The sequence below is a fragment of the Klebsiella sp. M5al genome, assembly GCF_002090195.1.
Classification (GTDB): Bacteria; Pseudomonadota; Gammaproteobacteria; order Enterobacterales; family Enterobacteriaceae; genus Klebsiella; species Klebsiella grimontii.
This window is the reverse complement of record NZ_CP020657.1, coordinates 3,999,141-4,021,457: the sequence shown is the minus strand read 5'-3', so window position 1 is coordinate 4,021,457 and position 22,317 is coordinate 3,999,141. Positions and strand designations below refer to the sequence as shown.

The 22,317-nt window shown below is 59.7% G+C and carries 18 protein-coding genes; 8 read left to right on the top strand and 10 right to left on the bottom strand.

Annotated elements, in window-relative coordinates; translation table 11 throughout:
- The first annotated feature begins 2 nt into the window (after window positions 1-2).
- The 3 genes from BWI76_RS19300 to BWI76_RS19290 all read left to right on the top strand — a co-directional run bounded on the left by BWI76_RS19300 (window position 3) and on the right by BWI76_RS19290 (window position 2,455).
- A complete protein-coding gene (locus BWI76_RS19300; RefSeq protein ID WP_049131862.1) occupies window positions 3-776 on the top strand; it encodes an ABC transporter ATP-binding protein in 774 nt (257 codons plus the stop codon).
- A 415-nt stretch (window positions 777-1,191) separates the two neighbouring features.
- Window positions 1,192-1,998 carry a winged helix-turn-helix domain-containing protein gene (locus BWI76_RS19295; protein WP_004138652.1) on the top strand — a complete coding sequence of 269 codons (807 nt, stop codon included), beginning with the start codon at window positions 1,192-1,194 and terminating at the stop codon, window positions 1,996-1,998.
- The gene (locus BWI76_RS19290) at window positions 1,985-2,455 is read left to right on the top strand and encodes a hypothetical protein (RefSeq protein ID WP_004138654.1); all 471 of its coding nucleotides are present in this window, start codon (window positions 1,985-1,987) and stop codon (window positions 2,453-2,455) included. Before BWI76_RS19295 ends, BWI76_RS19290 begins: the two co-directional genes overlap by 14 nt.
- Here BWI76_RS19290 and yegS read toward each other — a convergent pair whose 3' ends face one another.
- The 8 genes from yegS to BWI76_RS19250 form a co-directional block, all read right to left on the bottom strand.
- Window positions 2,456-3,349: a lipid kinase YegS gene (gene yegS, locus BWI76_RS19285; RefSeq protein ID WP_004138656.1), complete on the bottom strand. Its 894-nt coding sequence runs from the start codon at window positions 3,347-3,349 to the stop codon at window positions 2,456-2,458.
- A gap of 244 nt (window positions 3,350-3,593) precedes the next feature.
- Window positions 3,594-4,955 carry a tRNA 5-hydroxyuridine modification protein YegQ gene (yegQ, locus tag BWI76_RS19280; RefSeq protein WP_004138658.1) on the bottom strand — a complete coding sequence of 454 codons (1,362 nt, stop codon included), beginning with the start codon at window positions 4,953-4,955 and terminating at the stop codon, window positions 3,594-3,596.
- A gap of 292 nt (window positions 4,956-5,247) precedes the next feature.
- Window positions 5,248-5,970, bottom strand: coding sequence for a two-component system response regulator BaeR (baeR, locus tag BWI76_RS19275; RefSeq protein ID WP_004138660.1), 723 nt, complete (start codon window positions 5,968-5,970; stop codon window positions 5,248-5,250).
- Window positions 5,967-7,502, bottom strand: a complete 1,536-nt coding sequence (gene baeS, locus BWI76_RS19270; RefSeq protein ID WP_004138662.1) for a two-component system sensor histidine kinase BaeS — start codon at window positions 7,500-7,502, stop codon at window positions 5,967-5,969. The genes baeR and baeS overlap by 4 nt, the downstream gene beginning before the upstream one ends.
- On the bottom strand, window positions 7,499-8,914 hold the full coding sequence (locus tag BWI76_RS19265; protein ID WP_049100341.1) for an MFS transporter: 1,416 nt from the start codon (window positions 8,912-8,914) through the stop codon (window positions 7,499-7,501). The genes baeS and BWI76_RS19265 overlap by 4 nt, the downstream gene beginning before the upstream one ends.
- Before the next feature lies 1 nt (window position 8,915).
- Window positions 8,916-11,993, bottom strand: a complete 3,078-nt coding sequence (gene mdtC, locus BWI76_RS19260; protein WP_064371591.1) for a multidrug efflux RND transporter permease subunit MdtC — start codon at window positions 11,991-11,993, stop codon at window positions 8,916-8,918.
- A complete protein-coding gene (locus tag BWI76_RS19255) occupies window positions 11,994-15,116 on the bottom strand; it encodes an MdtB/MuxB family multidrug efflux RND transporter permease subunit (RefSeq protein ID WP_004138668.1) in 3,123 nt (1,040 codons plus the stop codon). It lies immediately after the preceding gene.
- Window positions 15,116-16,360, bottom strand: a complete 1,245-nt coding sequence (locus BWI76_RS19250) for an MdtA/MuxA family multidrug efflux RND transporter periplasmic adaptor subunit (RefSeq protein WP_004138669.1) — start codon at window positions 16,358-16,360, stop codon at window positions 15,116-15,118. The genes BWI76_RS19255 and BWI76_RS19250 overlap by 1 nt, the downstream gene beginning before the upstream one ends.
- Window positions 16,361-16,744: 384 nt before the next feature.
- On the opposite strand from BWI76_RS19250, the gene BWI76_RS19245 reads away from it, so the two are divergent.
- From BWI76_RS19245 to BWI76_RS19230, 4 genes are all read left to right on the top strand, one after another.
- Window positions 16,745-17,506: a dimethylarginine dimethylaminohydrolase family protein gene (locus BWI76_RS19245; RefSeq protein WP_004138671.1), complete on the top strand. Its 762-nt coding sequence runs from the start codon at window positions 16,745-16,747 to the stop codon at window positions 17,504-17,506.
- A gap of 27 nt (window positions 17,507-17,533) precedes the next feature.
- Window positions 17,534-18,307, top strand: coding sequence for an ABC transporter substrate-binding protein (locus BWI76_RS19240; RefSeq protein WP_004122619.1), 774 nt, complete (start codon window positions 17,534-17,536; stop codon window positions 18,305-18,307).
- Between the two features lie 64 nt (window positions 18,308-18,371).
- On the top strand, window positions 18,372-19,064 hold the full coding sequence (locus tag BWI76_RS19235) for an ABC transporter permease (RefSeq protein WP_004138672.1): 693 nt from the start codon (window positions 18,372-18,374) through the stop codon (window positions 19,062-19,064).
- Window positions 19,061-19,786 (top strand): ABC transporter permease, encoded by a 726-nt coding sequence (locus BWI76_RS19230; protein ID WP_004138673.1) that lies wholly within the window; start codon window positions 19,061-19,063, stop codon window positions 19,784-19,786. The genes BWI76_RS19235 and BWI76_RS19230 overlap by 4 nt, the downstream gene beginning before the upstream one ends.
- Here the strand turns inward: BWI76_RS19230 and BWI76_RS19225 are convergent, their stop codons facing one another.
- The gene (locus BWI76_RS19225; RefSeq protein ID WP_004122605.1) at window positions 19,787-20,242 is read right to left on the bottom strand and encodes an Lrp/AsnC family transcriptional regulator; all 456 of its coding nucleotides are present in this window, start codon (window positions 20,240-20,242) and stop codon (window positions 19,787-19,789) included. It lies immediately after the preceding gene.
- Between the two features lie 14 nt (window positions 20,243-20,256).
- Here BWI76_RS19225 and BWI76_RS19220 point away from each other — a divergent pair, with 14 nt between their 5' ends.
- Window positions 20,257-21,375 (top strand): succinylglutamate desuccinylase/aspartoacylase family protein, encoded by a 1,119-nt coding sequence (locus BWI76_RS19220; protein ID WP_004138674.1) that lies wholly within the window; start codon window positions 20,257-20,259, stop codon window positions 21,373-21,375.
- Here BWI76_RS19220 and BWI76_RS19215 read toward each other — a convergent pair.
- Window positions 21,347-22,279, bottom strand: a complete 933-nt coding sequence (locus BWI76_RS19215) for a proline iminopeptidase-family hydrolase (protein ID WP_004138675.1) — start codon at window positions 22,277-22,279, stop codon at window positions 21,347-21,349. The genes BWI76_RS19220 and BWI76_RS19215 overlap by 29 nt on opposite strands.
- Window positions 22,280-22,317 lie beyond the last annotated feature (38 nt).

The window sequence follows — 22,317 nt, the reverse complement described above, 5'->3', positions numbered from 1 at the left end:
TGATGATTGAAGTTCAACATCTCAACCTCGCGTTCGGCGAAGGGGAGAAGCGCAATCAGGTGCTGTATGAGGTCAGTTTCCACGTTAAGCCCGGCGAGATCTACGGTCTGGTGGGCGAGTCCGGCTCCGGTAAAACCACGGTACTGAAGTGTCTGGCGGGGCTGTTTACCCACTGGCAGGGGGAGCTGGCAATCGATGGTCAGCGTTTAGGCCACGAGATTAACCGCGAGCGCTGCCGGCAGGTGCAGATGGTTTTTCAGGATCCGTACGGTTCGCTGCATCCTCGTCACACCATTGGCGACATCCTCGAAGAGCCGTTACAGATTCATCGCATTCGCGATCGCGACCGGCGGATCAATGCGCTGCTGGACAAAGTGGGCCTCAATCGCGCCTTTCGCGAACGCTATCCGCACCAGCTCTCCGGCGGCCAGCGGCAGCGCGTGGCGATTGCCAGAGCGCTGATCCTTGAGCCACGTGTGCTGCTGTTGGATGAGCCGACATCGGCCCTGGATGTGTCGGTGCAGGCCGAGATCCTCAACCTGCTGGCGGAGCTGCAGCAGGAGGCGAAGCTCACTTACCTGATGGTGACCCACGATCTGGGCGTTATTGCCCACTTATGCCAGAAAGTAGCGGTGATGCAGTACGGCAAGATCCTCGAAACTTTGACGGTGGACGCGCTGGTCAACGGCGAAGCGCAAACGGCCTATACGCAGATGCTGGTTAACGCCAGCCAGCAATATACGCGCGAAATGGCGCGGGCGGTGGCTGCCTATTAGGCAATATGGCGCATTCTCTACCGGAGTGTGCGCCATTTTTTAGATAAAAGATTGAAATTATATGTATTTATAGTTATAAATATCGTATATTAATGTAAAAGTGGTGTTTAGATCTAAAATGATTATATCTTTCGTATAAATGAAATTATATGAAACTATAATTTATATTTATGGTTTTTAATGACATAAACGACCATTTTCTGTTTAAAGTGCAAAATCATCCCTTCTGTAAATTCGCTTAAACCTTGTTAATAGCAAGGAAAAACTGCGTATTGTGCCTCCAGATCCGCTGAGTAATAGAGTAAACTCGCTTGCGAAAAATCTTAAGCTGTCATCTCCGTCATGGAGGATTATCGTATTTAAAATACGGTACCCATGCCGCTCATCCACATGATTACCACGCTCAGGGAACAGGATGGAAAAATATACGATTAATGGAATAGTGGAATTTACTCCGCAACGTAGCGTTTTAATACTCATTGCTGACGAGACGAAAGCGGTATCATTAAATATGCCGGCCAGCCGCTGCCTGTTGCTGCTTATTCAGCAGGATGGCAAAAACGTAGCCCGTGAAACCTTTTTCGAGGAAGTGTGGATAAAGCATGGTGCCCAGGTGACCAGCAACGGTTTCTATCAGAATATTTCCCTGCTGCGCCGCGCATTTAAGGAACTGGGCGTCGAGGAAGATATTATTATTACGGTGCCGAGAGTGGGCGTCAGGCTGGAGGCGACATTAACGATGACGGAATTTCAGCCGGACGAGGCGGAAAAGACGCCGGTCGCGGAGGAACAACGCCCGCACGTTGACGAGCCTGGGCATAAGGAGGTCGCTGCTGCGAGTGTGCCGGGAAAAAAGCGGTTAAGGCCGCGAAGCTCTCTTCTGTGGGGGCTTGCGGCGCTGTTGAGCTGTCTGGTGGGCGGTTTTGTTGCGTGGTACACAGAATTCGACTCTTATTTGCAAAGTTATGTGCCCATTAATGCTAAATTTTCGCAACAATGTCATTTTTTTGCCAATAATGATGTGGTAGATCACGTTCGGCATACGACTTTTATCAATCGTAGCAAATTTGATTGTGAAAAATATTCGTGGGTTTATTTGACGCTTTATCCTGGGGGAGCCCGCGTTTCGGTGATTAGCTGTCAGCAAAAATTTAGTCAATGGCGTGATAATCAATGCCTCACCAAATATTACATTAAGGAGGTAGTCAATGCGCCGGCGTGAAATTAACTGGTTAATCACTATCGTATTTATCGGCATATTAACTGGGGTAGCAATAAAATCCTGGCAATACTGGCAGCGCAACCATTTTCAGTGTAGCGGGGAGCTGCGGCTATTTAGCGCGGGTTACCAGGGCGATATTTCGTTACGCTATGTATTTGATAGCAGCCGCGGGCTGGTGATTGTTCGCGGGGAAATTACGCCGCCGCAGGGCGATTCGTTTACTATTAATCAGAACATCTGGTTTAGCTTTACCCGCGACGGCCGGCACTACTTCCTGCGTTCAGAAACCGTCTCGGCCAGCATCGGCGAGACCGAGCAGGAGGAGCACATAAAGCGCATCCTGCCCTCGTTTTTCCTGCAGCCGCAGGTGCCGTTTTACCTGAACATCCAGCGGCTTAACGAGCGTACCCGGCTGCTGTATACCAGCCGGGCGCCGTCTTTACTTTGCGAAGCCTGATTAGCGTAACAGCGGGCAGTCGGGCGGCAGTCGGCAGCGCAGCGCGGCCGGTAAGAGCTCCATCCGGAAGGTTTTGCCGGTTAGCGGTTCGCCGTCGAGGTTAAACGTCATCTCATGGGGAGCGGTTATCTCAAACCACGATGAGACGCCGTCGATAATATTCGGTGAGTTTTCCGGATTGGCGAGGGTGCTGAACAGCGTAGGGATCAGCTCTTCGCCGGTGAAGATGCGCAGGTGCAGCAGGCCGTCGTTAATTAACGCTTCCGGGCACAGCTGCTGGCCGCCTCCGGCCTGGCGTCCGTTGCCGATGCCGATGACCAGCGCATCGCCGTGCCAGTGAAAGTTCTCGCCGCGGATTTCGCAGCGGTCCGGTTTGAGCGCGTCCATACGCATCAGGCCGTGGATTAAATAAGAGACGCCGCCGAGCGCGGCCTTGAGTTTCTCCGGGGTTTCGGTCGTGATTCGGGTGCCAAAGCCGCCGGTGGCCATATTAATAAAACCGGTCTTATCATTAACCCGCGCAATATCTATCGCCACGTCGCGGCCAACAATGGCCAGCTTCAGGGCGCTGGCCAATTCCTGGGGGATACCGACGCTGGTAGCGAAGTCGTTCGCCGTGCCCAGCGGTAAAATTCCCAGCGCCATATCGCCGTCGCGCTCGACCAGCGCCGTCGCCACCTCATTGATGGTGCCATCGCCGCCGCCGGCAATCACCGTTTCGACATTCAGCTTCAGGGCCTCATCGATAAACCGAGCGGCATCGCCTTTTTCCCAGGTCACGCGGACGTGAATATCAATTCCTTCGTCGCGTAACAATTTAACCGCCTCTCGTAGCGACGGTTCATTGGCGCCTTTGCCATTCAGAATCAGTAAGCTGGCTGGAAACGTGGACATTATCAGGGGACCTTTGTTGCTCAGTAATGCATAAAGTGTACCGCATGAAGAAAGGGAAGGATGGGGGAGAGATAAAAAAATAAGCCCGCGTAAGGGAGATTACGCAGGCTAAGGAGGTGGTTCCTGGTACAGCTAGCATTTATGGGTTATGTTTTTCAGCGAAATGGATGATATCTGCTTTGAACGAAACGGTATGTGATCCGTTTCTAATATCTTTACATCGTGAAAAAATAACCCCGATTAACTAGTTTCCGTGTGGGTTTCTGGTCGTCTGACCCGCAAAATTGCGCATCAGCAGCGCATACTGCAGCGCCATATCTTCCGGAACGGGCAGCCATACCGTGTGGCCATCGCCTGGCGCGACCGGCATGATTTCGCCTTTGCCGTTTTCCATATGCTCAAGGGTAAAGTTGACGTTGCCCTGCGGGGTCATCAGCTCCAGGCTGTCACCGACGGAAAATTTGTTTTTCACCGCCACCGCGGCCAGCTGGCCTTTGCGCTCGCCGGTAAATTCGCCGACGAACTGCTGGCGTTCGGACACGGAGTAGCCGTGCTCGTAGTTCTGGTAGTCATCGTGGGTATGGCGGCGCAGAAAGCCTTCGGTGTAGCCACGGTGAGCGAGGTTTTCCAGAGTATCCAGCAGGCTGGCGTCGAACGGTTTGCCTGCGGCAGCGTCGTCAATGGCCTTGCGGTAGACCTGAGCGGTACGGGCGCAGTAGTAATGTGATTTGGTGCGGCCTTCGATTTTCAGCGAGTGGACGCCCATCTGGGTCAGGCGCTCAACGTGGGCAATCGCGCGCAGGTCTTTCGAGTTCATGATGTAGGTGCCGTGTTCATCTTCGAACGCGGTCATATATTCGCCCGGACGCTTGGCTTCTTCAATCATAAACACCTGGTCCGTGGGCGCGCCGATGCCCAGCGTCGGCTCGACGTTCTGCACCGGGATCGGTTCGTGCTTGTGAACGATATTGCCGACGTCGTCTTCTTTGCCTTCCTGAACGTTGTACTCCCAGCGGCAGGCGTTGGTGCAGGTGCCCTGGTTGGGATCGCGTTTGTTGATATAGCCCGAGAGCAGGCAGCGGCCAGAGTAGGCCATGCACAGCGCGCCGTGAACGAAGATTTCAATTTCCATCTCCGGCACCTGGCTGCGAATTTCGGCGATCTCATCCAGCGACAGCTCGCGGGAGAGAATCACGCGGGTCAGCCCCATTTGCTGCCAGAACTTGACCGTCGCCCAGTTGACGGCGTTAGCCTGTACCGAGAGGTGAATATCCATGTCGGGGAAATTCTCGCGCACCAGCATAATTAACCCCGGATCGGACATGATCAGCGCATCCGGCCCCATTTCCACTACCGGCTTCAGATCGCGAATAAACGTTTTCAGCTTGGCGTTATGCGGCGCGATATTGACTACCACATAGAACTTTTTACCCAACGCGTGGGCTTCGTTGATGCCGAGCTGCAGATTTTCGTGATTGAATTCGTTATTACGCACGCGCAGCGAGTAGCGCGGTTGGCCCGCATACACGGCGTCTGCGCCATAAGCGAAAGCGTAACGCATATTTTTCAGCGTTCCCGCCGGGGAAAGGAGTTCCGGTTTAAACATGATTTTCTCGTTCTGATGACAGGTCAGATTCGCCGCACCCGGTGCGGCGAGTTGGGGAGTGCCCCCACATTAAGGGCGGGCATTGTAGCGCCGTGGGGGAGGGGAGTAAATATCAGCCGGGTATCTTTGGCGATCAGCGGGCGGCAAATCTTTACAGGGCATGAATCGCGCGGCCGCTCTCTGCTGGTTTCAGCCGCTGCTTTTCCCCGGAGGCGGCGCTTGACGCGCCTGTCCGGGCTACCCGGCCCGCGGACGGCGGTGAACCTGTAAGCGCAGCGCGAGCCGGGGCTAACTACGCCAGCCGGCAGGCGTCGGCTTCCCAGCGGTATCCAACGCCGTACACCGCGCGGATAAACGACTGATCGGCGTCCAGCGACTCCAGCTTACGCCGCAGGTTCTTGATATGGCTGTCGATCGTTCGGTCGGTGACCACGCGGTAATCATCGTACAGATGATTCAGCAGCTGTTCGCGCGAGAAGACTTTACCCGGCTCCTGGGAGAGGGTTTTCAGCAGGCGGAACTCGGCGGGAGTGAGGTCCAGCAGCTTATCGCGCCAGGAGGCCTGGAAGCGCCCCTCGTCGACAATCAGCGGGCTTTGCGCATCCAGCGCCTGCAGATCGCGCTGCGGTTTGCAGCGGCGAAGAATGGTCTTCACGCGGGCCACCACCTCGCGCGGGCTGTAGGGCTTACAGATATAGTCATCGGCGCCGATCTCTAACCCCAGCAGGCGGTCGATCTCTTCGATTTTGGCGGTCACCATCACCACCGGAACCTCAGAAAAACGGCGGATTTCCCGGCACAGGGTGAGCCCGTCGGTGCCGGGCAGCATCAGATCCAGCAGGATCAGGTGCGGCGGCGTCTGGCGAACGTACGGCAGAACCCGATCGCCGTGATTAATCAGCGTCGGCGCATAGCCCGCCGCCTGAAGATAATCAATCAGCAGCTGACCCAGCTTGGGCTCATCTTCCACGATAAGAATGCGTGGCGTGTTTTCATCAACAGGTAATTCAGTCATACGTCTCTCGATAAATTACGTTCCAGAGGTAGCTCTACTTTAATGCTAACCCCGCCCAAAGGCGAATGGCCGACACGTAAAGTGCCGCCGTGGGCCGCGACGATGTTAAGGCAAATCGCCAGTCCTAAACCAGAGCCGCCGCTGGCACGATTGCGCGACCCCTCAGTACGGTAAAAACGCTCAACCAGCCGCTCCAGCTGTTCATCGGTGACGCCGGGGGCGCTATCGGCGAAATCGAGAATTAGCCTATCGCCGCTCTGGCTGGCGCTAATCTGCAGGCCGCCGCCGCTATCGGTATAGCGCAGGCTGTTTTCCAGCAGGTTATTAAAAAGCTGCATCAGGCGATCCCGGTCGCCGAAAACCGTCGCGCTTTCCGGCAGCGAAACGCCGATCGACAGTCCGCGGCTGGCGAAGCGTTCGCGAAACGCGCCGGCGGCGACCTCCAGCAGGTTGATGATATCCACCGCGCTTTTCTGATAGGAGAGGGCGCCTTCATCGGACATCGACAGCTGGTGCAAATCATCGACCAGTTTGGTCAGGGTGGCGACCTCCGCCTGCAGGGAGGCGATGGAATCCGGGGTGAATTTCCTGATCCCATCCTGAATCGCCTCCAGCTCGCCGCGCAGCACCGCCAGCGGCGTGCGCAGCTCGTGGGAGATATCGGCCATCAGGTCCCGGCGCATCTGCTGGTTGCGCTCAAGGGTGCTGGCCAGCTGGTTAAAATCTTTGGCCAGACGCCCTAGCTCATCGCTGCTGGTGGCGGCGACGCGGGTGGAAAAATCCCCGGCCGCCAGACGGTGCGTCCCATCAACCAGTCGTTTGACCGGCGCGAGCAGGCCGCGCGCCAGCGGGAAGGTGGCCAGCGCCGCCAGCAGCGTGGCGAGGGCGACAATCAGCCAGCTGGTGCGCTTCTGCTGGCGGTCGAAGTTGATATCGGTATTGCGCGTCAGGCGTTCAACCGGCGAGGCGATGACCGCGCCAACCTCAACGCCGTCGACCATAATACTGCGCCGGGTCCCGTCCTGCGGCACGCGCTCGCGCGGGCCCACCAGCACGCGCCCTTTTTGATCGACCACCCAGAACATGGTGCGCCAGCCGTGGGGAGGCATATCGGGGCCGGGACCGCGATCGCCACGATCGCCGCGCGGACCGTCGAGCGGCCGGTCCGGCGCGGCATCCGGCGGCATCTCTTCGGGGCCGGGGCCACCGTGCGGCTCATCTCTCGGACCATGACCCATACCGCGGCCCGGCGGCGAGCGGTCGTCGTTGTCGCGTTCAAAGGTTTTCAGCAGCTGGAAAATAAAGCGATCGTTGTTGCGCAGGAACGTCCAGCTGCCGTGCTGGGCATACTGCTCGCTCAGGGCATCGCCGAGCATCGTCAGCCGCTGTTCATTGCCGCGTTTGATATAGTCGATAAACCCGCGTTCAAAGCTGATGCGCACCGCCCAGTGCATGCTGATCAGCAGCACGATGCAGGTGGCGAGGATCGCGATAAACAGCTTGCCGGTAATGCCGGGACGCCAGAACTTCAAGACTCACTCCTTTTACGGCGACGAATCACGGTATTGACCGTGGTGTCGTCCGGTACGCGGGCAAAAATCAGCGCGGGCAGCGCGATAACCACCGCCATGCTTAAGTAGGTATAGAGAAAGACCTGGTGCGTGGTCGGCGCATCGGCGCTGATATGCTGCTGGCCGTAGAAACCCAGCAGCATGCCGGCGACGGTCACGCCGATACTCATCGACAGCTGCATGACCATCGACAGCAGGCTGTTGCCGCTGCTGGCCAGATCGTCGGGCAGGTCTTTCAGGGTCAGCGTATTCATAGAGGAAAAGCGGCTGGCGTTGATCATCCCCTGCATAAACAGCACCACCGGCAGTAGCCAGTACCAGCCCGCGAGGGCGACGGCCATGAACAGCAGGCTGACCAGCGCGAGGCCGATCGTCGAGGCCACCAGCACCCGACGGTAGCCGAAGCGGTTGACCACCTGGACTACGATGCGCTTCATCCCCATGCTGCCGAGCACCATCGGGATCATCATCAGACCGGCGTGGAACGGCGTAAAGCCGAGGCCAATCTGTAAAAACACCGGGGTCATAAACGGCAGCATACCGCTGCCGATGCGCCCGGCGAAGCTGCCGCCAAGGCCGAGCGAAAAGGTGCGGTTGTTGAATAACTTAAGGCTAAACAGCGCGTTGCGGTTGCCGCGCGCGTGCCGTAAATAGTACAGAATGGACGCCACGCCGACCGCCACCAGCCCCGCCAGCCACAGGGGAGAAATCCCGAGCCCTTTGTTGCCGTCCAGCGCCAGGGTCAGCGTCGCCATCCCGGCGGCCAGCAAAACAAAGCCGAAGAGATCGAAGCGGCGGGTTTGCAGGGTGTAGTTGGGCATCAGGCACAGCGTGGCGATGGCGCCGACAATACCGACCGGAATGTTGATCAGAAAGATCCAGTGCCACGAGGCGTACTCCACCAGCATTCCGCCGAGAGCCGGGCCGAGCAGCGGGCCCACCTGGCCGGGTAGGGTGACGAAGGTCATCGCCGCCATATATTGGCTGCGCGGGACGATTTTCATCACCGTCAGGCGGCCCACGGGAACCATCATCGCGCCGCCGACGCCCTGCAGCACGCGGGCGAGTATTAACCCATCGAGGGTAGCGGCCTGGGCGCAGAACAGGGAGCCGGCGGTAAACAGCACGATGGCGCAGAAAAAGATATTGCGTACCCCAACGCGGTCCGCCAGCCAGCCGCTGGCGGGCAGCATCACCGCTACCGTCAGGACATAGGAGACGATAACCATATGCATATGCAGCGGGCTCTCCCCAAGGCTTTTCGCCATCGAGGGGAGAGCGGTGTTAACGATAGTGGTATCCAGCGCCTGCATAAAGAAGCCGAAGGCCACTATCCATAGCTGCCAGCGCACGCTGGAGGGGAGGTCTGTCATGTTATTCGCTTACCGGTTGATGGACTTTTCGCGAAAAACGCAGCCGCAGACGATCGAAGAACAGATAGACCACCGGCGTGGTGTACAGGGTCAACAGCTGACTCATCACCAGACCGCCGACAATGGTAATCCCCAGCGGCTGGCGCAGCTCGGATCCATTGCCGCCGGAGAGCACCAGCGGCAGCGCGCCGAACAGCGCCGCCAGGGTGGTCATCATTATCGGCCGGAAACGCAGCAGACAGGCCTGGAAGATGGCCTCTTCCGGCGGCAGGTTGCCGTTGCGCTGCGCCTCAAGGGCGAAATCGACCATCATGATGGCGTTTTTCTTCACGATACCAATTAATAGCATAATCCCGATGAGCGCGATTAGGCTGAACGGGGCATCGAAAAGCTCCAGCGCCAGCAGCGCGCCGACGCCGGCGGACGGAATGGTCGACAGAATGGTCAGCGGATGAACGTAGCTCTCATAGAGGATCCCCAGCACGATATAGACCGTGGCGATGGCCGCCAGGATCAGGATCACCTGCGAGTTCATGGTCTCCTGGAACACCTGCGCGGTCCCGGCGAACGACCCGCGTACGCTGGACGGCACGCCAATCTGGGTCATCGCCCGGTTGATGGCGTCACTGGCTTCCGACAGCGACTTGCCGGTAGGCAGGTTAAAGGAGATGGTCGATGCCGCCGAGAGTCCCTGGTGATTCACCGACAGCGGCGCGTTGGCCGGCTGCCATTTCGCGAAATAAGCAAGCGGAATCGGCTTGTCTTCGCTGTTGATCACAAACATCTTATCGAGGGCGCTGACGTCCTGGGTGTAGACCGGGTCGACCTGCATCACCACTTTATACTGGTTCAGCGGCTGGTAGATGGTGGAGATCTGCCGCTGGCCGAAGGCGTTGTTCAGCAGATTGTTGGCGTCCTGCACGCTGATGCCGAGCCGCGACATGGTATCGCGATCGTAGATCAGGTCCATCTCCGCGCCGTTATTCTGACTGTCGGAGTTAACGTCCGCCAGCTCCGGCAGCGCCGCCAGCGTTTTGCGGATTTTCGGCTCCCATTCCCGCAGCGCCGCGAGGTCGTCTGACAGCAGGGTGTACTGATAGCTGGCGTTGGCCTGACGACCGCCGACGCGGATATCCTGTACCGCCATCAGGAACAGGTTGGCCCCCGGCTCCTTCGCCAGCTTTTTGCGCAGTCGATCGATAATCTGCTGCGCCGTCTCATGGCGCTCATCGCGCGGCTTCAGGGTGATAAACATCATCCCGCTGTTGACCCGCGAGCCGCCGGTAAAACCGGTGACGTTGTCTACCGCCGGATCTTCACGAATGATCTTCATAAAGTCCTCCAGCTTGCCGCGCATCGCCTGGAACGAGATGCTCTGGTCCGCCTGGATGCCGCCCATCAGCACCCCGGTGTCCTGCTCGGGGAAGAAGGTTTTGGGAATCGAGATATAGAGCCAGACGCTTAGCGCGATGGTGCCGAGCAGCACCAGGCCGGTTAAGCGGCTGTGCTTCAGCACCCACTTCAGCGACTTACCGTAGCCGCCCTGAATCGCCACCAGCAGGCGGCCAAACCCGCGCTTGCGCGTCGGCTGGTGGGGCTTGCCGCTTTTCAGCAGCCAGCCGCACATCATCGGCGTCAGGGTCAGAGAGACCGCCAGCGAGATGCCGATCGCCACCGACAGGGTGACGGCGAATTCGCGCAGCAGCCTTCCCGGCAGGCCGCCCATCAGCAGCAGCGGCAGGAACACCGCCACCAGCGACAGGCTCATCGACAGGACGGTAAAGCCGACTTCCCGGCTCCCCTGCAGCGCGGCCTGCAGCGGCTTCATGCCGGCTTCGAGATGGCGGGAAATATTCTCCAGCACCACGATGGCGTCATCGACCACGAAGCCGGTGGCGATGGTCAGCGCCATCAGCGACAGGTTGTTGAGGCTGAAACCGCACAGGTACATAGCGGCGAAGGTGCCGATCAGCGATACCGGAACGGCCACCGCCGGGATCAGCGTCGCGCGCCCTGAGCGCAGGAACAGGAAGACCACGAGGATCACCAGCGCCACCGAAATCACCAGCGTTTGCTCGACTTCCTCCAGCGAGGCGCGGATGGTCGGCGAACGGTCCTGGGCGATCTGCAGATCGACTGAGGCCGGGATGGTGCGCTGCAGCTCCGGCAGGCGGGCGCGAATGCTGTCCACCGTCTCAATGATATTGGCTTCCGGCAGCTTGCGGATCATCAGCAAAATCGCCGGTTTGGCGTTAGTCATCCCGGCGTTGCGCACGTCCTGCACCGAATCGGTGACGTTGGCGACGTCGCCGAGGCGCACCGCCGCGCCGTTATTGTAGTGCACGATCAGCGGCTGGTATTCGGCGGCGGTCTTCAGCTCGTCGTTGGTCGCTACCTGCCAGCGGTGGGTCGCGTCTTCCAGCGCCCCCTGCGGTCTACGCACGTTGGCGTTGCTGATGGCGGTTCGCACCGCGTCCAGCGACACGCCCTGGTTAAACAGCGCCTGCGGGTTGAGGTCGACGCGCACCGCGGGCAGCGAACTGCCGCCGACGTCAACGTCGCCGACGCCGTCAATCTGGGCAAGGGTCTGCGCCAGCTGGGTAGAGGCGAAGTCGTACAGCTCACCCTGGGACCAGGTATCCGAGGTGAGGGTGAGGATCATGATCGGCGCGTCGGACGGGTTGGCTTTGCGGTAGGTCGGACGGCTCGGCATGCCGCTCGGCAGCAGGCTTTGCGCGGCGTTAATCGCCGCCTGCACGTCACGGGCCGCGCCGTTGATATCGCGGTCAAAGTTGAATTCGAGAATGATTCGCGTACTGCCGAGCGAGCTGGAGGAGGTCATCTCATTGACCCCGGCAATCCGCCCCAAAGAGCGCTCCAGCGGGGTCGCCACCGACGAGGCCATGGTCTCCGGCGACGCGCCGGGCAGCGAGGCGCTGATCATGATCACCGGGAAATCCACCTGCGGCAGCGGCGCCACCGGCAGCAGGCGGAAGCCGAGGATGCCGCACAGCGTAATGGCGAGCGAAAGCAGAATCGTCGCCACCGGACGATAAATGAAGAGGGCGAAAAACTTCACCTACGCCTCCTCCTCACGCCGCGGGAAGCGGCTCTTCATATACAGCGACAGGCGGTCGAACAGCAGATAGATAACCGGCGTGGTGAACAGCGTTAGCACCTGGCTGAGCATCAGGCCGCCGACCATACCAATCCCCAGCGGTCGCCGCAGCTCCGCGCCGACGCCGGTACTGAGCATCAGCGGCAGCGCGCCGAACAGGGCGGCGAGGGTGGTCATCAGGATCGGGCGAAAACGCAGCAGACAGGCCTGATAAATCGCCTCGCGCGGCGGCATACCCTGTTCGCGTTCGGCGGCCAGCGCGAAGTCGATCATCATGATGGCGTTTTTCTTGACGATGCCGATCAGCAAGATGATGCCGATAATGGCGATAACGTCCAGCTCGCTCCCGGCCAGCCATAGCGCCAGCAGCGCGCCGACGCCCGCCGTCGGCAGGGTGGAGAGAATGGTGATCGGGTGAATAAAGCTCTCATACAGCACGCCGAGGACGATATACATCGCCACCACCGCGGCGACCACCAGCCAGACGGTACTGCCGAGCGCCGACTGGAAGGCCAGCGAGCTGCCCTGGAACTGGGTGCGGATGTCGCTCGGGAAGTCCAGCGCCTGCTCGGCGCTAAGAATCGCCTCGACCGCATCGCCCAGCGAATAGTTGTCCGGCACGTTAAACGAAATGGTGGTGACCGGGAATTGATCGAGGTGGTTAATCGACAGCGGAGCAAAGCGCTGCTCGACTTTGGCGATCGCGGTGAGCGGCACGATCCCGCCGTCGCTGCTGGTGAGGCGGATATTGTCCAGCGCCGCCAGCCCCGGCGTGGCCTGGGTATCATGCTCCAGCACCACGCGGTACTGGTTCGCCTGGGTATAGATGGTGGAAATCAGACGCTGACCAAAGGCGTTATACAGGGCGTTATCGACGTCCGCCATGCTGATGCCGAGGCGGCTGGCGCTGTCGCGATCAACGTTGATATACGCCGCCAGCCCCTTATCCTGCCAGTCGCTGCTGACGTCGGAGAGCTGCGGCAGCGCCTGCAGCCGGGCCAGCAGCTGCGGGACCCAGTTGCTCAGCGCGTCCAGCGAATTCGCCTGCAGGGTGAACTGGTACTGGGTCCGGCTGACGGTGGTGTCAATGGTCAGATCCTGGGTCGGCTGGAGATAGAGCTCGACGCCGGGGATGCCGCTCACCGCGTTTTGCAGACGGCCGATCACCGTCTGCACACGATCGTCGCGTTCATCCAGCGGCTTGAGGTTAATCTGCAGGCGGGCGCTGTTCAGCGCCGGGTTGGTGCCGTCGACGCCGACGAAAGAGGTCAGGCTTTCCACCGCCGGATCTTTGAGTATCGCCGCCGACACCTGCTGCTGGCGCTCGGCCATATTGGCGAACGACGCCGACTGCGGCGCCTGTAGCGTGCCCTGGATAATACCGTTGTCCTGAATCGGGAAGAAGCCTTTCGGAATAAACACCCACAGCATAATCGACAGCGCCAAGGTGCTGAGGGCTACGCTCAGGGTCAGCCACGGATGATTCAGCACCCGGCTCAGCCAGCGGCCGTAGACGGCAATCACCCGCTCAAAAAAGCGTTCGCTGGCGCGCGAGAAGCGGTTCTGCTTGCGCAGCGATTCATGGCTGAGCATGCGGGCGCACATCATCGGCGTCAGGGTCAGCGACACCACCGCGGAGATCAGGATCGCCACCGCCAGGGTAATGGCGAACTCGCGGAACAGGCGGCCCACGATATCGCCCATAAACAGCAGCGGGATCAGCACCGCAATCAGCGAGAAGGTCAACGAGATAATGGTAAAGCCAATCTCTCCGGCCCCTTTCAGGGCGGCGGCCAGCGGCTTTTCGCCTTTCTCGATATAGCGCGAGATGTTTTCGATCACCACGATGGCGTCATCGACCACAAAGCCGGTGGCGATGGTCAGGGCCATCAGCGTCAGGTTGTTAATCGAGAAATCGAGAAACACCATTACCGCAAAGGTGCCGACCAGCGATAGCGGCACGGCGATGCCGGGAATAATTGTCGCCGGGACGTTGCGCAGAAAGACGTAAATAATCATCACCACCAGGGCGATAGCCAGCATCAGCTCGAACTGGGTGTCGCTAACCGACGCCCGGATGTTGGTAGTGCGGTCGGAAAGCACCTGTACTTTGACTGATTTCGGCAGGCTTTCGGTCAGCTGCGGCAGCATCTGGCGGATGCTGTCGGCGGTCGAGATAATATTCGCCCCCGGCTGGCGCTGGACGTTCATGACGATCGCCCGCTGATTGTTGGCCCATGCTCCGAGCCAGCTGTTTTCCGCGCCCTGTTCCACGGTAGCGACGTCGCCGAGGCGAATCGGCGCGCCGTTCTGCCAGGCGATAATCAGCCGGCGGTAATCCTCCGCCGACTGCATCTGATCGTTGGCGGAGAGGGTAACCGCCCGCGACGGGCCGTCGAGGCTACCCTTCGCCGAATTGACGTTAGCGCTGGTAATCGCGGTGCGTACCGTTTCGCTGGTCAAGCCGAGGGCGGCGATGGCCTGGGCGTTGAGCTTGACGCGTACCGCCGGGCGCTGCCCGCCCGCCAGAGTCACCAGTCCGACGCCGGAAACCTGGGAGATTTTTTGCGCCACGCGGGTCTCGACCATATCTTCGACCTGGGTCATCGGCACGGCGGAAGAGGTGACCGCGAGGGTCATAATTGGCGGATCGGCAGGGTTCACTTTGCTGTAGACCGGCGGGTTAGGCAGGTCCGAAGGCAGCAGGTTGGTGGCGGCGTTGATCGCCGCCTGCACTTCCTGCTCAGCGACGTCCAGCGGCAGCGTGAGCTGGAACTGGAGCGTGACCACCGACGCGCCGCCGGAGCTCTGGGAGGACATCTGCTTAAGGCCGGACATCTGGCCAAACTGCCGCTCCAGCGGGGCGGTCACCGACGAGGTCATCACGTCCGGGCTGGCGCCGGGATAGAGCGTTACCACCTGAATCGTCGGGTAGTCCACTTCCGGCAGCGCCGAAACCGGTAGGAAACGATAGCCGATAATCCCGGCCAGCATAATGGCCACCATTAACAGCGTGGTGGCGACCGGGCGCATGATAAACAGACGGGATGGGCCGCCCGTACTGCTCGGCGGTAGCACTTGCATCAGGAGCGCGCTCCTTTTTTACCATATTCGCGGCTGGTGGCTTTCGCCGGTTCGGCGGCGCTAGCCGCATTCTGGGCTTCCACCACTTCAACCTTCGCGCCTTCGGTCAGACGGTCGATACCGTCGGTCACTACGCGATCGCCGGCGGAAAGCCCGGCGTTAATCACCACTTTCAGGCTGTCCTGAATACCCGGCGTGACGGTGTGCTTGCTGACTTTGTTCTCATCGTTCAGAACCCAGACAAAATGGCCTTCGTTACCCATTTGCAGCGCGGCGGTTGGGATCACCACCGCGTTCTGCTCGGTATCGACCAGCATCCGGGCGTTAACGAACTGATTCGGGAACAGGGCATCGTCCAGGTTAGTAAAGCGCGCTTTCAGTTTGATGGTGCCGGTGGTGGCGTCAATCTGATTATCGAGGCTCAGCAGTGAGCCTTCGCTGATTTTCTGTTTATTGGTGCGGTCCCAGGCTTCGACGACCAGCTTTTTCCCCGCCTTTTGCGCCTGTACCACCGTGGCGATTTGGTTTTCCGGCAGCGTAAACACGACGTCGATCGGGTGCGTTTGCGTCAGCACCACGATCCCGGTGGTATCGCCGCTGGAGATTTGGTTGCCGATATCCACCTGCTTTAAGCCGACCCGGCCGTCGATCGGCGCGGTGATGCGGCTCCAGTTCAGCTGCAGCTGGGCGCTGGCGACGGCGGCTTCGTCCGCTTTGATCGTGCCCTGGGTTTCGCTGACCAGCGACTGCTGGGTATCCAGCTCCTGACGGGAAACCAGATTGGTTTTCACCAACTGCTGGTAGCGCGCCAGATCGCGGCGGGCGTTGGCCAGGGTTGCCCGATCTTTCGCCAGCTGGCCTTCGGCCTGGGCGAGGGCGACCTTAAACTGGCTGGGGTCGATTTCCGCGAGCAGATCGCCCGCTTTAACCTGCTGGCCTTCGGTAAAGTGGATAGCCAGCAGCTGACCGTCGACGCGGCTGCGAACGGTGACGGTATTCGCCGCCGTTACCGTACCGAGGCCGGAAAGATAGCGGGGCACCGCTTCGCTGGCGGCGGTTGCCGCCTGCACCGGCGCGAGGGCGGCGCCAAAACGGCCAGCACGCCCGCCGCCGGGCCCCGGACCTGCCGCCGTTGCCGACGGCGCGTTTGCCGCTTCGCGACCCTGCCAAAACCAGTACGCGGCACCCGCGATGATTGCCACCACCAGCACGGCTGCCCAACGGCTTTTATTGCTACCTTTCATTAATTTGCTATCTCATCCTGAAACGTTTCACGGAATGATACTAGTTTAGCCAGCGAACGCTGCTTAAAAATGGAGGAATTATGAAAAGACTGTCCAGATATGTCTGTAAAAAAGGCTTTTCGCTGAGCCGTTTACGGTGAATATTTACGCGCAATTTACGCTTAGTCATTTTCGACTACCGGCCTGGCGAACAGGGCTGCTTATTACCCTCATTCGGCGCTTTCAGGGGGCCAACAGCGGAATACGTCGAACCTGAACTGATATACAGCGTGAATAAGCGGCCCGGGGAAGTGATTCAGCCTGATTGGCGGCGGCATCTGATTAATAATCAAATTCACTCACCGTTTTGCCTTAAACAATGCGACCAATACCAGAGGGTTCTTTATGCATTTTACCCAGGCTATCGCCCGCCTACCGGCCGCCACCTGCGGCGCGGGACAAACTACCGCCCAACTGGGCGCGCCGGATATCGCCGCCACCACCCGCCAGTTTCTCGCCTATGTGGAAACCCTGCTGCAGCTTGGCCTGAAGGTCACGGTGCTGCCCCCGGCGGCGGATTATCCTGATGCGCACTTTGTTGAAGATACCGCCGTGGTCATGCCGGAACTGGCGGTGATTACCCATCCGGGCGCGCCGAGCCGTCAGGGCGAAGTTGATACCATTGCGCCGGTGCTGGCGGGGTTTCGTCCGCTGGCGCGGATGAGCGAGCGCGGGCATATGGACGGCGGCGACGTGCTGTTAGTGGATAAGCAGTTTTTTATCGGCCTGACGGCGCGCACCGATGAGCAGGGGATCCGCGAGTTTGCCGCCGCCGTTGAGCCGCACGGCTATCAGGTCGCGGCGATCGAAGTCAGCGCCGGTCTGCATCTGAAATCAATCGTCAACTACGTGGGCCGCAATACGCTGCTGCTGACGGAAGGCTACGTTAACCATCCGGCGTTTAGCGGTTTCAACAGCATCGTGATCCCGGAGGAGGAGGCCTACGCCGGAAATACGCTGTGGATCAACGATACCTTAATTACGCCGCAGGGCTATCCCCATACCCTCGGCGAAATCAGCAAGCTGGGAATGCCTATCGTGCAGCTCGACACCAGCGAATTTAAGAAAATGGATGGCGGCCTGACCTGCCTCTCACTGCGTTTTTAATCATCGCGCCAACACCGGGGAATCAAAATGAAAATACGCCTTGCCGCATTACTGGCCTGTATGGCGCTGAGCGCGCCGCTGGCCGCCCAGCAGTTTGACACCATCAGCTTTGGCGTCGATGGCGGCTATCCGCCTTTTGACGTGCTGGCGCCCAGCGGCGAAATCACCGGCTTTGATATTGATATCGCCAACGCGCTGTGCACCCAGCTAAAAGCCAAATGCGTTTTCGTGAAGCAGCCGTTTGAGAGCATGATCGCCGCGCTTAACGCGCATAAGTTCGATGCTATTATTGCCTCGCTCAATATTACCGATGAACGTAAAAAGGAAGTGGATTTCACCGACCGCTACTACCGCAGCGCGGCGCAGCTGGTGGCGCGCAAAGGCAGCCCGCTGCTGCCGGATGCCGCCAGCCTGAAAGGCAAAACCGTCGGCGTCCAGACCGGCTCTACCCATGAAGCGTTTGCGAAGGCCAACTGGGCCAATCATGGCGTGAAGATTGTCGGTTACGCTAACCAGGATAACGTCTACCTCGACCTGCTCTCCGGGCGCATCGACGCCGCGTTGCAGGATAATATCCAGGCGGCGACCGGCTTTATTGATACCCCGCGCGGGCAGAAATTCGCCTTTGCCGGCCCGGTTATCCAGGACGGCGGCATCTCCTCCGACGTCGGGATTGCGGTCAATAAAGACAATCCGGCGCTGCGCGATGCGCTGAACGGGGCCATTAAGGCAATCCGCGCCGACGGGACCTATGACGCCATTCAGAAAAAATACTTTAGCTTTGATATTTATGGCAAATAAGTCGTAAAGGTGCGGGCGTGGGCGCTGGCCTGCGCCCCTTTACGACCTCCGCGGAAGGCTGAATATGGTCGCAGACTATTTACCCCTGTTGTTACGCGGCGCGGCGCTTTCGCTGTGCGTGATGCTCTCTTCATTACTGGTCGCTCTGCTGCTGGGGCTGATTAACTCGCTGATTAAGCTCTTCGGCCCGCCGTGGCTGCGCCTGTTTTCCACCGCCTACACTACGCTGGTACGCGGGATCCCGGAGCTGGTGATTATGCTGCTGCTGTTTTTCGGCGGCGAGATGCTGGTTAACCTGCTGCTGGGTCTGGTGGGGCTGGGGCCGGTGCGCTTCAATACTTTTATCTCCGGCGTGCTGGCGATTGGCTTTGTTTTCGGCGCCTATTACACCGAGACTTTTCGCGGCGCGTTTCTGACCGTCGATAGCGGGCAAACCGAAGCCGCGCAGGCCTACGGGATGCGACCCTGGACGGTATTCCGCCGGGTGATGCTGCCGCAGATGCTGAGCTTCGCGATCCCGGGCATCAACAACAACTGGCTGGGGCTGATGAAAGCGTCAGCGCTGGTGTCGATCCTCGGCCTTGAGGATATGGTCTGGCTGGCCGAACAGGCTGGGCGCGCCACGCAAAAGCCGTTCCTCTTCTATTTTCTGGTCTCGCTGATTTACATGGTGATTACCGCGCTCTCCAGCTGGCTGTTCAGCCGCCTGGCGAAGCGTTACGCGCTGCGCTCTTCCACGGCGGGGGTGGCCTTATGAATCTGCAAACCTTTATCGATGCGATTCCGAGCTTTTTGTGGAGCGACGGCAACGGCGCCGCCAGCGGACTGGCGGTCACGGCGGAGCTGTTTTTACTCTCCATCGTTCCCGGAATGGCGCTGGCGATAGCGATGGCGGTGGGGCAGGTGTACGGTCCGCGCGGGCTGGCGCTGCCCATTCGCGCGTTTACATATTTTTTTCGCAGCACGCCGCTCTATCTCCAGCTGATGCTGATTTACTACGGCCTGTCGCAGTTCGATATCGTACAAACGGGCTGGATGAACGACCAGCCGTTCTGGCTGCTGTTTCGCGATGCGACCTTCTGCGCCACCCTGGCGCTGGTTCTCAACACTGCCGCGTATGTTGCGGAGCTGCTGGCGGGGATGATGGTGACTTTCCCGCGCCAGGAGTGGATCGCCGGAGAAGCCTACGGGATGGGGAAATGGCAAATTATTCGCCGTCTGGTTCTGCCCGCGACCCTGAGGCGCGGGATCCCGGCGCTGAATAATGAAATGGTCTTTTTGCTGCACGCCACGTCGCTGGCCAGCACCGTGACCCTGCTGGATATTACCGGCGTGGCCCGCGCGTTCTACGCCATGACCTATTCGCCGTTTATTCCGTTTCTGATGGCCGCGGCGCTGTATCTGCTCTGCACCTTTTTGCTGATTTTCACCTTCGCGCGCGCCGAGCGGCGCTGGCTGGCGTTTATCCGTCGTGGCTAATCAGGAGCGCTTAATGGCCTGCAGTTCGGTGAGGGTGACGATTTTATCGACGTGAAACTTTTTACTGGTCAGCCAGCTATCCGCCAGCTGGCAGTAGTGCGCCATGCTGCGGCAGCCGATACGCACCAGAAAGTCGAAGCTGCCGCTGACCAGCCAGCAGTCCAGCACTTCGGGCGTCTGGCGCATCTCCTGTTCAAACACTGGCTGCGATCGCCCGTGGTCGGCCAGCGCGATTTGCGCCTGCACCACAAACGCGTGCTCCGGCTCGGGCAGTTCTACAATGGCGCTGTAGCCGCGAATAATGCCGTCGCGCTCGAGGCTGCGCACCCGTTCCAGGCACGGACGGGCGGTAAGGTTTACCTGCTCCGAGAGCTTTTGATAAGAAATGCGGCCATCCCGGCGCAGGATTTCAAGGATCTTGTGATCGATACGGTCAAGCCGGATTTTCTTTTCCACAACCAGGACGTCCAATGAAAATTAAACACTATACATTACCTGAACATGCACTCGGTGGGCAGCGGCAATTAAGCCATTTTCATTTCGGCGCGCCCGGCACAGGAGAGAAGGTCTATCTGCAGGCGGGGCTGCACGCCGATGAAATTCCGGGCATGCTGGTTCTGCATTATCTTAAAAGATTACTCAGTCAGGCGGAACGGCGCGGCGAGCTGCGCGGCGAAATCATTCTCGTGCCGGTGGCCAACCCGCCGGGGCTGGCCCAGGTGCTGCTCAGCGGCGGCATAGGTCGTTTCGATCTGGCAAGCGGGCGTAATTTTAACCGCGACTTCCCCGATCTGGCTGCCCTGGCGCAGCCCTATCTGCGTGCGCCATCGCCCGGCTCGCGCCGCGAATACCTGCAGCAGGTGCGCGCGGCGATGCGGGAGGCGCTGGCGGCGCTGCCCGTGGTCAGCGAAGTTCAGGCCCTGCGCCATCATCTGCTGGGCCTCGCCTGCGATGCCGATTTGGTACTCGATCTGCACTGCGATGACCAGGCGATTTTGCATCTCTACGCCGACCCGGCCTGGCAACGCGAGGCGAAAGTTCTGGCGGCTTTCCTCGGTATTGGCGCCGTGCTGCTGTCGCAGGAGAGCGGCGGTCATTCGTTTGATGAGGCCTGCGGCCTGCCGTGGCAGCGCCTGGCGGCGCGTGATTCATCGCGCTCGCAGCAGCAGCCCGGCTGTATGGCGGTGACCGTCGAACTGCGCGGCCAGCAGGAGGTGGATCACGCCACCGCCTGCGACGATGCCGAACGTCTTTATCGCTATCTGCAGTACCGCGGCGTACTGGCCGGCGCGAAGCCTGAGATTCCGCAGCAGGAAACGGTAATGCTGCCGTTTGCCGCCGGGGAGATTGTTACCGCCCCGGCGACCGGCATCCTGGTGCTGTTAAAACAGCCCGGCGAGTGGGTCAGCGCCGACGATGTGGTCGCGGAAATCATCGATCCGCTGACCGATATGGTCAAAGCGGTGCGCCCGACATCGGGCGGGCTGATTTATGCCAGCCGTCGGGCGCCGTTTGTCACCCTGGGGGCCGAAGTGATGAAAATCGCCGGCGAGCGGCCGTTCAGCGGCGGAGGCGGGCTGGCGCTGTAAGCGGCTTTTCGTTTATCGCGCGGCTTAAAAAGTCGTTTACCGTCTTCATGCACAGCTCGCGCTCTTCGACGTGCGGCATATGGCTTGAGGCTTCGAAAATGACCCACCGCGCGTCGGGGATGTTGTCCATAAAGGGTTGTACCACCTCCGGGGTGGCTTCATCGTAGCGCCCGGAAATCAGCAGGACCGGAACGTCAATGCGCGCGAGGCGGTCGATAATCGTCCACGCTTTCATGCTGCCGATGACGTGGAATTCGGTGGGGCCATTCATGGCGTGATAAACCGTCGGGTCGGCATCCATGGCGTCGAAGGTACGCCGCACTTCCGCTGGCCAGGGATCGAGGCGACAGACGTGGCGTTGATAAAATACCTGGCTTGCCGCCTTATATTCCGCGCTGTCCAGCATTCCCGCCGCCTCATGGGCCAGCAGCGTCTGCTGGACGTCGGCGGGCAACTGCGCCCGCAGCCTGGCCGCTCCCTGTAGCCACAGCGCCATCGACGCCGGGGAGTTGGCGATAATCAGCGCCTTTAACCCCTTTGGCCGCGTCACGGCGTGCTCCGCGCCGAGCATACCTCCCCACGATTGGCCGAGCAGGGCGTAATGATCGGCAATATTGAGATGCTGCAGCAGGTTGGCCAGTTCGTCGAGGAACAGCGCCGGTTGCCAGAAATCGGCGGGCTGCTGCGGGAGATGGGTTGAGCGTCCGTTGCCTAACTGATCGTAGTGGATCACCGCCCGCCCGCTGAGGGCGATATCGCGGAACGCATCAACATAATCATGCGTGCACCCCGGCCCGCCGTGGGCGATGACCAGCGGCGTGAGCCCGCTATCGATATCGCCGCAAACGCGAAACCAGGTTTGATAGCGCCGAAACGGGGCGTAACCTTCGCTGATGGTATACATGAATCATCTTTACCCTGCTAAGTGGACCGGCTTTCAGG

What these genes read in the sequence shown, in the direction of transcription:
- BWI76_RS19240 (WP_004122619.1), top strand. Translation starts at nt 17,534, where the DNA reads ATGAAAATACGCCTTGCCGCATTACTGGCCTGTATGGCGCTGAGCGCG.
- BWI76_RS19265 (WP_049100341.1), bottom strand. Translation starts at nt 8,914, where the DNA reads ATGACAGACCTCCCCTCCAGCGTGCGCTGGCAGCTATGGATAGTGGCC.
- BWI76_RS19235 (WP_004138672.1), top strand. Translation starts at nt 18,372, where the DNA reads ATGGTCGCAGACTATTTACCCCTGTTGTTACGCGGCGCGGCGCTTTCG.
- BWI76_RS19215 (WP_004138675.1), bottom strand. Translation starts at nt 22,279, where the DNA reads ATGTATACCATCAGCGAAGGTTACGCCCCGTTTCGGCGCTATCAAACC.
- BWI76_RS19300 (WP_049131862.1), top strand. Translation starts at nt 3, where the DNA reads ATGATTGAAGTTCAACATCTCAACCTCGCGTTCGGCGAAGGGGAGAAG.
- BWI76_RS19220 (WP_004138674.1), top strand. Translation starts at nt 20,257, where the DNA reads ATGAAAATTAAACACTATACATTACCTGAACATGCACTCGGTGGGCAG.
- BWI76_RS19245 (WP_004138671.1), top strand. Translation starts at nt 16,745, where the DNA reads ATGCATTTTACCCAGGCTATCGCCCGCCTACCGGCCGCCACCTGCGGC.
- BWI76_RS19295 (WP_004138652.1), top strand. Translation starts at nt 1,192, where the DNA reads ATGGAAAAATATACGATTAATGGAATAGTGGAATTTACTCCGCAACGT.
- BWI76_RS19290 (WP_004138654.1), top strand. Translation starts at nt 1,985, where the DNA reads ATGCGCCGGCGTGAAATTAACTGGTTAATCACTATCGTATTTATCGGC.
- BWI76_RS19255 (WP_004138668.1), bottom strand. Translation starts at nt 15,116, where the DNA reads ATGCAAGTGCTACCGCCGAGCAGTACGGGCGGCCCATCCCGTCTGTTT.
- yegS (WP_004138656.1), bottom strand. Translation starts at nt 3,349, where the DNA reads ATGTCCACGTTTCCAGCCAGCTTACTGATTCTGAATGGCAAAGGCGCC.
- BWI76_RS19230 (WP_004138673.1), top strand. Translation starts at nt 19,061, where the DNA reads ATGAATCTGCAAACCTTTATCGATGCGATTCCGAGCTTTTTGTGGAGC.
- yegQ (WP_004138658.1), bottom strand. Translation starts at nt 4,955, where the DNA reads ATGTTTAAACCGGAACTCCTTTCCCCGGCGGGAACGCTGAAAAATATG.
- baeR (WP_004138660.1), bottom strand. Translation starts at nt 5,970, where the DNA reads ATGACTGAATTACCTGTTGATGAAAACACGCCACGCATTCTTATCGTG.
- BWI76_RS19250 (WP_004138669.1), bottom strand. Translation starts at nt 16,360, where the DNA reads ATGAAAGGTAGCAATAAAAGCCGTTGGGCAGCCGTGCTGGTGGTGGCA.